Raw genomic sequence first — 12583 nt, forward strand, 5'->3', positions numbered from 1 at the left:
CTTTTGACGATTCCCAACGCGAAATGCATGACAGCATGTTTTTGTTCATCGAGCCTGTTTTTTATCACCGCAAACGTCCATTTATGCTTCATGCTTCCGCCCTCTTTTCTTTCTAGCGTCGGGCGCTACAACGTTGTTTCAAGAGCATTAAAGAAGGAAGTTTTCATGCAAGTCCTCCTGAAGCGCACTGCCGTTTCGATGATTGCCCTCATCATGGCGATGCCGCTTTCCGCCGAGGCGCAGACGGCGAAGTCGGTGCCGCAGAGCCAGGTGCAGATGCAGCTTTCCTTTGCGCCGCTGGTCAAGCAGACCGCCGGCGCGGTGGTGAACGTCTATGCCGAGCGCATGGTGCAGCGTCAGTCTCCCTTTGCTGGCGACCCCTTCTTCGAGCAGTTCTTCGGCCAGCGCATGCCGAATCGCACCGAGAAGCAATCGTCTTTGGGCTCCGGCGTCATCGTGGAGGCGAACGGCACCGTCATTACCAACAACCACGTCATCGACGGTGCTGACGACATCAAGATCGCCCTTTCGGACGGCCGCGAATTTCCCTGCAAAGTCATCTTGAAGGACGATCGCGTCGATCTGGCTGTTTTGAAGATCCAGTCAAAGAACGAGAGCTTCCCGATCCTGCCGATCGCAAATTCCGATGCCGTCGAGGTCGGTGATCTTGTGCTGGCGATCGGCAATCCGTTCGGCGTCGGACAGACTGTCACGAGCGGTATCGTCTCGGCGCTTGCCCGCAACCAGGTGAAGAACGAAGTCGGTTTCTTCATCCAGACAGATGCATCGATCAACCCCGGCAATTCCGGCGGCGCGCTGGTGAATATGAATGGCGAGCTGATTGCGCTCAACACGGCCATCTTCTCGCAGGGCGGCGGCTCCAACGGTATCGGCTTTGCCATTCCCGCCAATCTCGTCAAGGTCTTCCTTGCTGCTGCCGATCGCGGCGACAAGTCCTTCGAGCGTCCCTATATCGGCGCCTCCTTCGAACCGGTGACCTCGGATGTTGCCGAAGCGCTTGGTCTGGACAAGGTGCGCGGCGCGCTGGTCACCAAGGTGGTCGATGGCGGTCCGGCGGCCAAGGCCGGCCTCAAGCCGGGCGAGGTGATCACCGCTCTCAACAATATTCCGGTCGAGCATCCCGATGCGCTCGGCTATCGCCTGACCACGGCCGGCCTCGGTGCAACTGTATCTTTGACGGTACTGGACAGCGGCAAGGAACATCAGACCACGATGACGCTTGCCGCGGCGCCTGAATCCACGCCGCGCGACGAACGGGCGATCGAGGGCAACAATCCCTTCTCCGGCGCGACGGTGGCTAATCTCTCGCCGCGCGTTGCCGACGATCTGCATATGCCGCCCGACGCGACCGGCGTCGTCATTGAACGTCTGAAGTCCAACTCGCCGGCCGACCGTTTGGGATTTGCGGTGCGGGACATCGTCATTTCCATCAATGGCGTGGCGATCAACACCACGGAGATCCTTCAGAAGACCGTTACCTCCAACCCGAGCTTCTGGCGCGTGGAGATCGAGCGCGACGGCCAGCGTATCCGGCAGTTCTTCCGATGAACGATGACCTGTTTGCACCGCGGATACCGGAGGAGGTCGCCAACAAGCGGCCTCTGGCGGATCGGTTGCGGCCGCAAACACTGGCTGATGTCACCGGCCAATCGCATTTGACCGGCGAGGACGGGGTGCTGCGCCGGATGATCGAGGCGGGCTCGCTCGGATCGATGATTTTTTGGGGGCCGCCCGGCACCGGCAAGACGACGGTTGCGCGATTGCTCTCGGGCGAGGCGGGGCTCGCTTTCGAGCAGATTTCGGCGATCTTCTCCGGCGTCGCTGACTTGAAGAAGGTGTTCGAGGCAGCGCGGCTGCGCCGCATGGATGGCCGCCAGACCCTGCTCTTCGTCGACGAGATCCATCGTTTCAATCGCGCTCAGCAGGATAGCTTTCTGCCTGTGATGGAAGACGGCACCGTCATTCTCGTGGGAGCAACGACGGAGAACCCGTCTTTCGAGCTCAACGCCGCTCTTCTGTCCCGCGCCCGTGTCCTGACATTCCGCTCGCATGACGAGGAAAGCCTGGAGGAACTGCTGCGTCGGGCTGAAGCGGTGGAAGGCAAGCCGCTGCCGCTGACGGAGGATGCCCGCGCCAGCCTGATCCGCATGGCGGATGGCGATGGTCGCTCGGTGCTGACGCTGGCCGAAGAGGTCTGGCGTGCCGCCCGCAAGGATGAGCTCTTCGATCCTGATATGCTGGTCAAGATCGTCCAGCGCCGCGCGCCGGTCTATGACAAGGCGCAGGATGGGCACTACAATCTGATATCGGCGCTGCACAAATCGGTTCGCGGCTCCGACCCGGACGCCGCGCTCTACTATCTCGCCCGCATGTTCGATGCCGGCGAGGATCCGCTCTATCTCGGCCGCCGGCTGGTGCGCATGGCGGTCGAGGATATCGGCCTTGCCGATCCACAGGCCCTGGTGATCTGCAACGCCGCCAAGGATGCCTATGATTATCTGGGGTCGCCGGAGGGGGAGTTGGCGTTGGCCCAGGCCTGTGTCTATCTCGCCACCGCGCCCAAATCGAATGCAGTCTATACGGCTTTCAAGGCGGCGACGCAGGCGGCCAAGCAGAACGGCTCTCTGCTGCCGCCCAAACATATCCTCAATGCGCCGACGAAGCTGATGCGCACCGAGGGATATGGCGACGGCTATCGCTATGACCACGACGAGCCGGATGCTTTTTCGGGCCAGAACTATTTTCCGGAAAAGATGGGCCGCCAGACCTTCTACGATCCGCCGGAACGCGGCTTCGAGCGCGATATCCGCAAGCGGCTGGACTGGTGGGCCAAGCTGCGCAAGGAGCGCGGCGAGCGTTAGCCCTTATTCACTTGCCGGTGACGTCTTGCGGCGCTTTCTGCATGCGCGGCGCAGCTGCATTGTCGACGATCTTCACGCTCGATTCCGCCAGACCGTTGTGGCCCTCCATGTCGACGACGACATGCCAGTGACCGGATTCCGGGATCGCGAGCCGGATCGGCGATTTCTTGGCGACGCCGCCCAGGAATTGATGCTTGAGGGTCTCCGTGAACCGCTCGAAATTCGAGCCGTTCATCAGCCTGACATTGGCAATGGCCGAGAGGGTGATTTCGATCACCGTGCCGGCGCGTTGTTCCTTGAGATCGTAATGGCTGTAGCGGAAGGCAGGCTTCGACATGGTGGTTCTGTTTTCTGGGACATCCGGTACGAAAACCTACCCGAATCCGGGTTAAGGAAGCGTTCGGCCGGGGGAGGGCTGTCGAAGCCTGCGCCGGCAGGGTCTAGTGCAGATTGGACGAGGAGGATGCGAAGCCGTCCAGATCGAGAACGGAGCCCTCCGGTGCATGGCAGATATCGGCAGGGTTGTGGTTGCATTCTTCTGCCGCAAAGTGCAGGGCAGCGGCCTCGCTGCGGAAGAGGCCGCCCACTAGCCCCTCGCGGTCCTGGACGATCCAGCTGCCGCAACGGTCACGGCCGACAATGAAGCGGGCCGGGGCGGCTGGCAGGTGATTGCGGGCCGAGCGGCGTTGAATTTGCAGTGCGTTTGCCATCTTGTTTTTTCCTCTTGGATCTCTTCAGCTGCGCTCAATGTCCGGCCAGATGCATTGCCAGCTGCAATGCGCCGGCAATGAGGAGGACAAGCCCGAGACGGGGAGCGATGGAGCGGAGGCCATGCAGCACGACGTCTGAAGAGAAAGGCCGCTCGCTCCTGGCAATAGCCGCGGCGCGAGGACGTTGAAGGGGATCGGCGGATGAGCCGGCATGCGAATAGCGTGACATCATAGTTCCTTTCCAGCGTCACCCGCACCGCGGGCCCAATGGACCCATTCCGGTGCTACGCTGTTGAATCTATGGGTGAGCTGCTAGGATTTCCATTTGCCAGAATTGGGAAAAATATAAAAATCTCATAGGGATAGGTCGGATTTACAAGCCAAGTCTGAAAGCTTGGCGAGATGCCGGGCGGCCGCTGCCGTCGAACTGGAACGGCGCAATGGCGGACTCGATCTCCGCCGCGGTTTCGGCTGTAACGCCGACCAGCGGCAGACGCACCTCTGGTCCCATATGCCTCATCAGTGCCAGGGCGTGCTTGACTGTGGCGGGCTCGCTTTCACGGGCGAGCGCTTTGAACAGAGGTCGCAAACGCTCGTCGATCGAAAGGGAGGCGCTAAGGTGACCGCAGGCGGCCGAGTGTTGCATCGAATGGAAAAGCCGGGGAACGACATTGGCTGCACCGGAAAAACAGCCATGGCCGCCGGCCGCGGTGAAGGCGAGGGCGCTTGCATCGCTTGAGGTATAAAGACCGAACCATTCCGGCAGCAGCGCACGCCAGAGATCGATCCGCAAGAGATCGCCGCTGCCGTCGACGATCCCGACAATGCCGGGAATGTCAGCCAGCCGTGCGATCGTCGCCGGCGCGAGATCGATGGCGGTATGCGAAGGCTGGTTATGGATGATGAGCGGCGTGCCGGTCCGTGCCGCAATCTGCTCGAAGTGGTGAACAACGCCCTTCTGTGTCGGCTTCGAATAGTAGGGAACTGTCACAAGCGCGGCATCCGCGCCCAGCCGCTGCGCCTGCAGCGTTTCCTCGATTGTCGTCGCTGTGTCGTTCGTACCTGTCGCAACGATGACCGGCGTTTGGCCTTCGGAAAGTTCGACGCAGATTTCGATGATGCGCGTTCGTTCGGCCTCGGTCAGCGTCGGCCCTTCGCCGGTCAGCGAACAGGTCAGCAGCCCATCGATACCATGAAGCAACTGTCGCTCCACATGCACCATCAGATCGACGGAATCGAGTGCGCCGTCGCGGAATGGCGTGACAAGAGCAGTGATTGCACCGCCGATGCGCCTCTTCAAGCTCGGTTTGCCCATGGTGGTGACGGCTCAGAGATAATGCAGCACGATGAACAGCTCCAGGCCGCCGAGCAGCAGCCCGAAAGCGAGCATCGACCAGAATGTGCGTTTCTCGCGAAACCGGCGATTGCGGGACTGGCGCTTTGGCTCGGTCTTCGTCGCTGGAGCCGATGCGATTGTGCGCTGGTGCCGCTCGTCGCTGTTGTGAACGAGGACCCTGATGGATTCCGTCAGATTGGGTGCGCGCGTGTCGAGCATGGCATCTACCTCCATATTTCTATGGAAGCGTAATCCCTGGTGGCATAGGAAATCCATTCGCGGCGGAATGCGAAGAAGTAAGTGCGATATAAAGGGCCAGGCGACAGCGCGAATGGGGCGCGCTGAGCGCCGCCGCGATCGACGAAGGCGGCGGGCGCGGCCGAGTGGCGAGCCGTTATCCAGCTGCCTCCAGGTTCTTCCTGTCGAGCTGCGTCACCAATGCGAGGATCGTCGCGGAGACCGGCGTCGCGACACCCGTCAGCCTGCCAAGCGAAACGACGACGCCGACGAGCGGTGTGATCTCAAGCGATTTGCCGGCTAGCAGGTCCTGCAGCATCGAGGTGCGCACAGGCCCGATCTGACGCGAGCGCTCGAGGCGTTCCTCCACGGAGAGGGCCAAGCGCGACCCCAAAGCCTCGGCAACCGCCTTCACCTCGCTCATGACCTGACCGACCATCGCCGAAAGAGCGGGATCGTTCATGATATCGGACATCAGTGCCCGCGTGAGCGCGCTGATCGGGTTGAAGGCAGCATTGCCCATCAGCTTGCTCCAGATCTCGTCGCGGATGCGCTCCGAGATGGAGATCTTGACGCCGGCCCTTTGCAGCACCGCTGCAATGGCTTCGATATCCGCGGTCGTTTCGCCGGACGGCTCGCCGAGAATGAAGTGGCCGTTGTTGCTGAGCCTGACTTCGCCTGGGCCGACGACTTCCGCCCCCTGATAGGCGACGCAGCCAATAACGCGTTCGGGGCCGATCAGCCGCCAGAGATCGCCATTCGGGTCCAGTTCCTCCATCCGATGTTCCGCGTGGCCGCTCTGCCGGTCGCGATGGAAGTACCACCACGGCACGCCGTTGAGGATCATCACGACGCGGGTGCCGGCATGCAGGAGCCCGGCGATGCCGGGCACCGCCGCAGCCAGCTGATGACCTTTAAGCCCCGTGATGACGAGATCCTGCTGCGGCAGCTCGCCCGCATCGTCCGTTGCTGTCATCCGCGCCACGACAGGCCGGTCTGCCTCAGCTTCCCAAAGACGTATGCCGCCCGAGCGAATGGCCGCCAAATGCGCCCCGCGCGCGACGACGGAAATCTGCGCCTGCTCGCTCGAGGAGGCCAGCTTTGCAGCAATGGCGCCGCCAAGCGCGCCGGCGCCGTAAACGCAAATGTTCTTGAAGGGGGAGGACGTCATCGCGTGGTGCTCCGATTGAGATCGCATGCTGCAAACTATGTCACGCCGGTGATCTGGCGAGAGGTTTCTTGGGCCGGCCGCAATCGGATTTGAAAGCCGTCGGACCTTCCCGCACACTACAACCATATGGAAATTTCACCATGCTCGTCATCGCCGCCTCGTTCATTCAAGCGCATGTTTTCCAATCGCCGCATGCTCGGGCTACTCTTTACCACAATCGCGTCCTAACCTCGATCACATCGCTCTGGACCAGGGACAACCAGTGCGGTATCGGTTTGTCGTTCGTCCTTTCTAAGTTGATGAATTCATCGGGGAAGATCATTGCGTTTTGAAGCCCTCAACCGTCTCTGGGACAGCGTTCGGGAGACCAGCCATGATTTCCGCGCCTCGACGGACGTGTTTCCGGTCGTTGATATCGAGAAACTCGGCTCTACCCTTGATCTGAAGGAAAAGGGCGCCGCAGCGGGGCGGCAGAACCGGCCGGCATCGGACGCGCAATCCTTCGACGAAACGGAACAGCGCATCGTCGCCTGGGTCGAGGCGGAAAAGAAGAGCTCCTACCAGATCCTCGAAGACCAGTTTCAGACCTTCGACAGCCGGTTGGGCAACCTCGATTTCGAAGGGCAGTTCGGTCTTATCCGCCAGGCGAATGCCTCCAGCGTCTCCGACTTTAAAGCGGAGGTGGCAAGCGGCGTCGATGAGCTTCACGGCCTGCGACGCAAGCTGAAAACCGCCGAGGACGAGATGGTGGGCTTCAAGGCTACGCACAAGCTGCAGCGCGCCGCCAAGGTTTCCAGCAAAGCGGCCTGGGGCTTCAAGGTCTCGCTCATCGTCTTCCTCGTGCTCATCGAAATGGTGATGAATGGCAGTTTCCTCGCCAAGGGCAGCGAACAGGGCCTCGTCGGCGGCGTGACGGAGGCGGCTGCCTTCGCCTTTCTGAATATCGGCACGGCGCTGATATTTTCCTTCTTCTGCGTTCGTTTCCTGGTGCATCGGTCCTACGCGCTGAAGCTGCTCGGCCTTCTCGGGCTCGTCGCCTATGTCGCCGTCGCCCTGGGCATCAACATCGCGCTCGCGCACTATCGCGAGGTCTCGGCGACGATTTTGAGCGGGGCCGGTGCCGAAGTGATCCAGCGCCTGAAGGCCGCACCGCTCGGGTTGACGGAGCTGAATTCATGGATGCTCTTTGCCATCGGCCTGATGTTCTCGCTCGTCGCCTTCATCGACGGCTGCTATCTCACCGATCCCTATCCGGGCTTCGCCGGCGTGCAAAAGCGTCTCGATGCGGCGAGAGACAACTATATCGACCGCAAGCTGGACCTGATCGAAGACCTTCGCGAGATCCGCGACGAGCATAACAGCAAGATCGAGGAGATCATCCGCGACCTCTCGCTACGCCGGCAGGAGACATCGGCCATCATCGCCCATCGCGCGAGGACCGCGGGCCTCTTTGCCGAGCATCAAAACCATCTCGAGCGCGCCGCCAATGTGCTGCTCACCTCCTACCGCGACGCCGATCGGGCCGCACGCACCGAGCCCGAACCATCCTATTTCAATTCGGCCTACAAGATGGAGCGTCTGACACCAGTCATTCGCACCGAAGAGGAGTGGGACGACAAGGTCTTGGGCTCGCGCATCCAGGGTGCCCAAACGGAGCTGTCGGAGCAGATCAAGCGGATCGGCGACGAGTTCGAGCGCGCCATCGAGAAATACCATCAGCTCGACAATCTTTTCCCGGAGAGCATCCTTGGCGCGACGCAAGCGGCGTAGCCGGCGTGGCGGTTCCGCCGGTCTCATCATCGCAACGGTTTGCCTCGCCGTCCTGTCTCTCGGGATCGTCGGCGCCTATGGCTGGCTGCGCTACAGGGCGAGCGGCAATGTCGCCGTCGACCAGGCATCGCTTTGCCCAGTGGGCGGCCCGAAGGCTGAGACCGCTATTCTGCTCGATGTCACCGATCCGATCGCCGATACAACGGCGCTCGACCTGCGCAACCAGTTCCAGAAGATCGTCGCGGACGTGCCGATCGGTGGCGCCATCGATATCTATGCGCTGACCGAGAAAGAAGGCGAGTTGATCCAGACCTTCCACGGCTGCAATCCGGGAAGCGGCGCGAGCGTCGATGAATGGACCAGCAACCCGCGTCTGGCGCAGGCCCGCTGGGAGAAGGGGTTCCAGAAGCCGCTCGCTGATATCGCCGGCAAGCTGACCGAAGGCGAATCCGGCCGGCTATCGCCGATCATGGCGGCCATCCAGAAGATCAATCTGGAGGTCTTCGCCAGCACGCCCCATGGCTTGCCGAAGCGGCTCTTCATTGCCTCCGACATGATCGAGCACACCGCGGCCTTCTCGAATTACCGCGACGGCGCATCCTATCAAAAGTACCAGCATAGCCCGGCAAACGACCGTTTTCGCACGTCACTGGATGGTGTCACGGTCAGGATCCTTGCCTTTCAAAGGCCGAACATGAAGTTCAGCATGGAGGATCTCGCAAACTTCTGGGCGCAGTGGATCAAGAACAACAACGGCCATTTCGACGGCTTCGTGCGCCTGGAGGGGATACGCTGATGGCCGACACCGATGCAAGATACCTCATCCGCGATTACGGGCCGATGGTGCTCTTCGCCTCCATCACCATCGGCGGCATGGTCTTCATCTGGTCGTCGAAGCTCATGGAGTGGTCGCTACCGATCGTGACGGGCATACCGCTCGTGCTGATGGCGATCTACTTCATCGTGTCGCTCGCCTTTGCCGGTTTCCGGCTGCACAACGAGCAGGCGGGCGACAACCTCTATTACATGGGCTTTCTCTTCACCCTGTCGAGCCTCGGTGTCTCGCTCTATCTCTTCGCCGGCGAAACATCGATCGAGACCATCGTCCGCAATTTCGGCATCGCCGTCACCTCGACCATCGCCGGCGTGACGCTGCGCATTCTCTTCAACCAGATGCGGCGCGACCCGATCGACATCGAGCGCAGCGTGCGCCACGAGCTTGCGGAGATGACGCGGCGCGTGCGCACGGAACTCGATTCCTCCTCGCGCGAATTCTCCCATTACCGGCGCGTCAGCAACCAGATGCTGTCGGAAGGGTTCGAGGAGATCGCGCGCCAGGCCGAGCGTAACGGTCAGGAGATCAACAAGATCCTGGAAATGCTGGCGAAGCAGGCAGTGACCCCGATCAACGACGCCGCCGCACAGCTTACGACGACGACATCGCAGCTTTCGGAGATCATCGGCACCTTCGGCGCCGCCGTCGAGAATGTCGGCAAGAAGCTGGAGGAAATCCGTTCGCCGGAGGATGTCGTGCGGGCCGAACTGGCCCCGGCGATTGCGGCGATCAAGGAGATGTCGGAAGCACAGCTGCAGCCGTTGCGCAATATCGAGATGGCGCTGGGTCGCGTGGCCGAAGCGATGAGGCAGACGCCGCTGCCGAGATCCGCCGCTGACGGTGATGCCGCACCGGATATTGAAACGGTGCCGCGAAAACGCTGGTGGCACCTATGGTAGCAGGTGGCTCGGACACTCAGCCGAAACTGGAGCACAAGGGCTACAATCGTGGCCTGATCCTTGGCCTGACGATGGCCGAATCCATGCTGCTTCTGGTTTTCTGCCTGCTGCTCGTAGCCGCCGCCTTGATTTCGGCGGAGAGAAACAAGCGCTACGAGGTCGAGCGCAAACTTGAGAAAGCCGAACAGCAGGTTGCCGTGCTGGAGAAGAAGCGGGCAGAACAGGCGGCTGAGCTCGTCTTGCTGCAGTCCAAGGTCGTCTCCGGTGATCTCTCCGCCGCTGATAAGGCAACGGTAGACAAGCAGTGGCGCGAGCTGGTGCTGGCGAAAGAGACGCTCGACAGCATGGCAGAGCAGGGCGCGACGCCGGACGATCTGCAGTCGCTTGCCAAGGTTGCTGCCGTGCTGAAGGAGCATGGCGTCACCCCGGCGTCAGCGCCCGACGAAGTCAACAGGCTTCTGGCTGGCCATGGCAGCGGGAACGGCATGCATGACTGGCCGCCCATCATCAATCTCGATGACGCCAAGAAGAATTATTTCCAGTCCGGAAGCGCCGAGCTCACCGGCACCTTCGCGCAACTGCTCGACGGCACCATTACGGATGAAATTGCGAGTAATCTGAGCCTCTATGGCGCTAATATCGTCGAAGTGATAGGCCATACCGACGAGCAGCCGGTATCGCGTGAAAAATCCAATCTCGACGATACGCTGATCAGCGCGATATCAGGCAAGCTGCCGGTATCGGCGCTGCAGCCGGCCGACAATGCAGGGCTTGGGCTTGCCCGCGCCATTGCGGTCGCCAACGTGCTCAAGGCCAATCCCAAGCTGAAGGATGCCATGATCTTGCCGATGTCTGCCGCCCAGCTGATCCTGCCGGGCGACACCATCACGTCGGGCCAGCGCGGCGCCGTCGAGTCACGACGCCGCATCGAAATCCGTGTGCGTGGCAGAACGGCGCCCGTTGCTGTGATCAATGCGGGCGCCACATCCTCAACGAATACGCAATAGCGTCCGTCGGCGAAGCTATCAGCTTCTAAGACCAGGCGCCTCGTAGCCTGTCCGCTCGACATACTCCGTATAGCCGCCGGTATATTGGTGGATACCCTCGGGCGTCAGCTCCAGAACGCGATTGGAGAGCGCCGCCAGGAAATGCCGGTCGTGCGAGACGAAGAGCATTGTGCCCTCGTATTGCGACAGCGCTTGAATGAGCATTTCCTTGGTGTCGAGATCGAGGTGGTTGGTCGGCTCGTCCAGCACCAGCAGGTTCGGCGGATCGAAGAGCATGATCGCCATGACAAGCCGCGCTTTCTCGCCGCCCGACAGCACGCGGCATTTCTTTTCCACGTCGTCGCCGGAAAAGCCGAAGCAGCCGGCGAGCGCACGTAGAGGGCCTTGGCCCGCCTGCGGAAAATCGTGTTCGAGCTGCTGAAACACGGTACGCTCTCCGTCGAGCAGATCCATGGCGTGCTGGGCGAAATATCCCAGTTTCACGCTGGCGCCGAGTGCGACGCTGCCTTCATCTGGCTCTGCCGTGCCGGCCACCAGCTTGAGCAGGGTGGATTTGCCCGCGCCGTTGATGCCCATGATGCACCAGCGCTCCCGGCGTCGCACCATGAAATCAAGCCCTTCATAGATGCTGCGGCTGCCATACTTCTTGTAAACGTTCTTCAGAACCGCCACGTCTTCGCCGGAGCGCGGCGCCGGCTGAAACTCGAACGCAACCGTCTGGCGGCGCTTCGGTGGTTCGACGCGATCGATCTTTTCGAGCTTCTTCACGCGGCTCTGCACCTGCGAAGCATGGGAAGCACGTGCCTTGAAACGCTCGATGAACTTGATTTCCTTGGCAAGCATGGCCTGCTGGCGCTCGAACTGCGCCTGCTGCTGCTTTTCGTTCTGGGCGCGCTGCTGCTCGTAGAATTCGTAGTCGCCCGAATAGCTGGTCAGGTTGCCGCCGTCGATTTCGATGATCTTGGTGACGATGCGGTTCATGAACTCGCGGTCGTGCGAGGTCATCAGAAGCGCGCCCTCATAGCTTTTGAGGAAGGCTTCCAGCCAGATCAGGCTTTCGAGGTCGAGGTGGTTGCTCGGCTCGTCGAGTAGCATCACATCAGGGCGCATCAGCAGGATGCGGGCCAGCGCCACGCGCATCTTCCAGCCGCCCGAGAGCGCGCCGACATCACCATCCATCATCTCCTGGCTGAAGCTCAAGCCCGCCAGGACTTCGCGGGCGCGGCCTTCCAGAGCGTAGCCGTCCAGCTCTTCGTAGCGCGCCTGCACTTCGCCGTAACGCTCGATGATTTCATCCATTCTGTCGGCCTGATCCGGATCGATCATCGCGGCTTCCAGCTCGCGCAGTTCGGCAGCAACAGCGCTCACGGGACCGGCGCCCTCCATCACTTCGGCAACGGCGCTGCGGCCTTCCATCTCGCCGACATCCTGATTGAAGTAACCGATGGTGACGCCCTTATCGACGGAAACCTGGCCCTCGTCGGGCTGCTCCCGTCCGGTGATCATACGGAAAAGCGTCGTCTTGCCGGCGCCGTTCGGGCCGACGAGCCCGACGCTCTCGCCCCTGTTGAGCGCAGCGGATGCCTCGATGAAGAGGATGCGGTGGCTGTTCTGCTTGCTGATATTTTCGATGCGAATCATGGTTACGCGCGGCCTAGGTGAAAATTGTTGGGGGCCTTATGCCACGGGTCGGGCGCGCTGTCGCAGCTTTTCCGGTGAAAGAATGAGGTCAGCCG

General features: G+C 61.3%; 13 protein-coding genes. 6 read left to right on the forward strand and 7 right to left on the reverse strand.

The window, feature by feature from the left end:
• Window positions 1-165 precede the first annotated feature (165 nt).
• Together RHSP_RS14740 and RHSP_RS14745 are read left to right on the forward strand one after the other, a co-directional pair.
• Window positions 166-1569, forward strand: coding sequence for a DegQ family serine endoprotease (locus RHSP_RS14740; RefSeq protein ID WP_037152091.1), 1404 nt, complete (start codon window positions 166-168; stop codon window positions 1567-1569).
• A complete protein-coding gene (locus RHSP_RS14745) occupies window positions 1566-2882 on the forward strand; it encodes a replication-associated recombination protein A (protein WP_004118471.1) in 1317 nt (438 codons plus the stop codon). The genes RHSP_RS14740 and RHSP_RS14745 overlap by 4 nt, the downstream gene beginning before the upstream one ends.
• Before the next feature lie 7 nt (window positions 2883-2889).
• Here the strand turns inward: RHSP_RS14745 and RHSP_RS14750 are convergent, their stop codons facing one another.
• From RHSP_RS14750 to RHSP_RS14775, 6 genes are all read right to left on the reverse strand, one after another.
• On the reverse strand, window positions 2890-3219 hold the full coding sequence (locus tag RHSP_RS14750; protein ID WP_004118474.1) for a DUF1883 domain-containing protein: 330 nt from the start codon (window positions 3217-3219) through the stop codon (window positions 2890-2892).
• 103 nt (window positions 3220-3322) lie between these two features.
• Window positions 3323-3592 carry a hypothetical protein gene (locus tag RHSP_RS14755; RefSeq protein WP_004118477.1) on the reverse strand — a complete coding sequence of 90 codons (270 nt, stop codon included), beginning with the start codon at window positions 3590-3592 and terminating at the stop codon, window positions 3323-3325.
• Between the two features lie 34 nt (window positions 3593-3626).
• Window positions 3627-3824, reverse strand: a complete 198-nt coding sequence (locus RHSP_RS14760; protein WP_037152095.1) for a hypothetical protein — start codon at window positions 3822-3824, stop codon at window positions 3627-3629.
• Window positions 3825-3965: 141 nt separating this feature from the next.
• Entirely contained in the window at window positions 3966-4907 is a 942-nt protein-coding gene (gene dapA, locus RHSP_RS14765; protein ID WP_004118479.1) for a 4-hydroxy-tetrahydrodipicolinate synthase, read from the reverse strand.
• A gap of 12 nt (window positions 4908-4919) precedes the next feature.
• Window positions 4920-5147, reverse strand: a complete 228-nt coding sequence (locus RHSP_RS14770; RefSeq protein WP_037152098.1) for a hypothetical protein — start codon at window positions 5145-5147, stop codon at window positions 4920-4922.
• Window positions 5148-5322: 175 nt separating this feature from the next.
• Window positions 5323-6336: a ketopantoate reductase family protein gene (locus tag RHSP_RS14775; protein WP_037152101.1), complete on the reverse strand. Its 1014-nt coding sequence runs from the start codon at window positions 6334-6336 to the stop codon at window positions 5323-5325.
• A 321-nt stretch (window positions 6337-6657) separates the two neighbouring features.
• On the opposite strand from RHSP_RS14775, the gene RHSP_RS14785 reads away from it, so the two are divergent.
• Genes RHSP_RS14785 through RHSP_RS14800 form a run of 4 tightly spaced genes read left to right on the forward strand, consistent with a single transcriptional unit; the run spans window position 6658 to window position 10847 of the window.
• Window positions 6658-8106, forward strand: a complete 1449-nt coding sequence (locus RHSP_RS14785) for a hypothetical protein (protein WP_004118487.1) — start codon at window positions 6658-6660, stop codon at window positions 8104-8106.
• Complete coding sequence (locus RHSP_RS14790; RefSeq protein ID WP_004118491.1) at window positions 8084-8902, forward strand: hypothetical protein; 819 nt, start codon at window positions 8084-8086, stop codon at window positions 8900-8902. Before RHSP_RS14785 ends, RHSP_RS14790 begins: the two co-directional genes overlap by 23 nt.
• Window positions 8902-9840, forward strand: a complete 939-nt coding sequence (locus RHSP_RS14795) for a hypothetical protein (RefSeq protein ID WP_004118492.1) — start codon at window positions 8902-8904, stop codon at window positions 9838-9840. Before RHSP_RS14790 ends, RHSP_RS14795 begins: the two co-directional genes overlap by 1 nt.
• Entirely contained in the window at window positions 9834-10847 is a 1014-nt protein-coding gene (locus RHSP_RS14800; protein WP_004118494.1) for an OmpA family protein, read from the forward strand. The genes RHSP_RS14795 and RHSP_RS14800 overlap by 7 nt, the downstream gene beginning before the upstream one ends.
• An 18-nt stretch (window positions 10848-10865) precedes the next feature.
• On the opposite strand, the gene RHSP_RS14805 is transcribed toward RHSP_RS14800, so the two are convergent.
• Window positions 10866-12488: an ABC-F family ATP-binding cassette domain-containing protein gene (locus RHSP_RS14805; RefSeq protein ID WP_004118496.1), complete on the reverse strand. Its 1623-nt coding sequence runs from the start codon at window positions 12486-12488 to the stop codon at window positions 10866-10868.
• Window positions 12489-12583: the final 95 nt, after the last annotated feature.

This window comes from Rhizobium freirei PRF 81, assembly GCF_000359745.1.
GTDB lineage: Bacteria > Pseudomonadota > Alphaproteobacteria > Rhizobiales > Rhizobiaceae > Rhizobium > Rhizobium freirei.

What these genes read in the sequence shown, in the direction of transcription:
- RHSP_RS14740 (WP_037152091.1), top strand. Translation starts at nt 166, where the DNA reads ATGCAAGTCCTCCTGAAGCGCACTGCCGTTTCGATGATTGCCCTCATC.
- RHSP_RS14745 (WP_004118471.1), top strand. Translation starts at nt 1,566, where the DNA reads ATGAACGATGACCTGTTTGCACCGCGGATACCGGAGGAGGTCGCCAAC.
- RHSP_RS14750 (WP_004118474.1), bottom strand. Translation starts at nt 3,219, where the DNA reads ATGTCGAAGCCTGCCTTCCGCTACAGCCATTACGATCTCAAGGAACAA.
- RHSP_RS14755 (WP_004118477.1), bottom strand. Translation starts at nt 3,592, where the DNA reads ATGGCAAACGCACTGCAAATTCAACGCCGCTCGGCCCGCAATCACCTG.
- RHSP_RS14760 (WP_037152095.1), bottom strand. Translation starts at nt 3,824, where the DNA reads ATGATGTCACGCTATTCGCATGCCGGCTCATCCGCCGATCCCCTTCAA.
- dapA (WP_004118479.1), bottom strand. Translation starts at nt 4,907, where the DNA reads ATGGGCAAACCGAGCTTGAAGAGGCGCATCGGCGGTGCAATCACTGCT.
- RHSP_RS14770 (WP_037152098.1), bottom strand. Translation starts at nt 5,147, where the DNA reads ATGCTCGACACGCGCGCACCCAATCTGACGGAATCCATCAGGGTCCTC.
- RHSP_RS14775 (WP_037152101.1), bottom strand. Translation starts at nt 6,336, where the DNA reads ATGACGTCCTCCCCCTTCAAGAACATTTGCGTTTACGGCGCCGGCGCG.
- RHSP_RS14795 (WP_004118492.1), top strand. Translation starts at nt 8,902, where the DNA reads ATGGCCGACACCGATGCAAGATACCTCATCCGCGATTACGGGCCGATG.
- RHSP_RS14800 (WP_004118494.1), top strand. Translation starts at nt 9,834, where the DNA reads ATGGTAGCAGGTGGCTCGGACACTCAGCCGAAACTGGAGCACAAGGGC.
- RHSP_RS14805 (WP_004118496.1), bottom strand. Translation starts at nt 12,488, where the DNA reads ATGATTCGCATCGAAAATATCAGCAAGCAGAACAGCCACCGCATCCTC.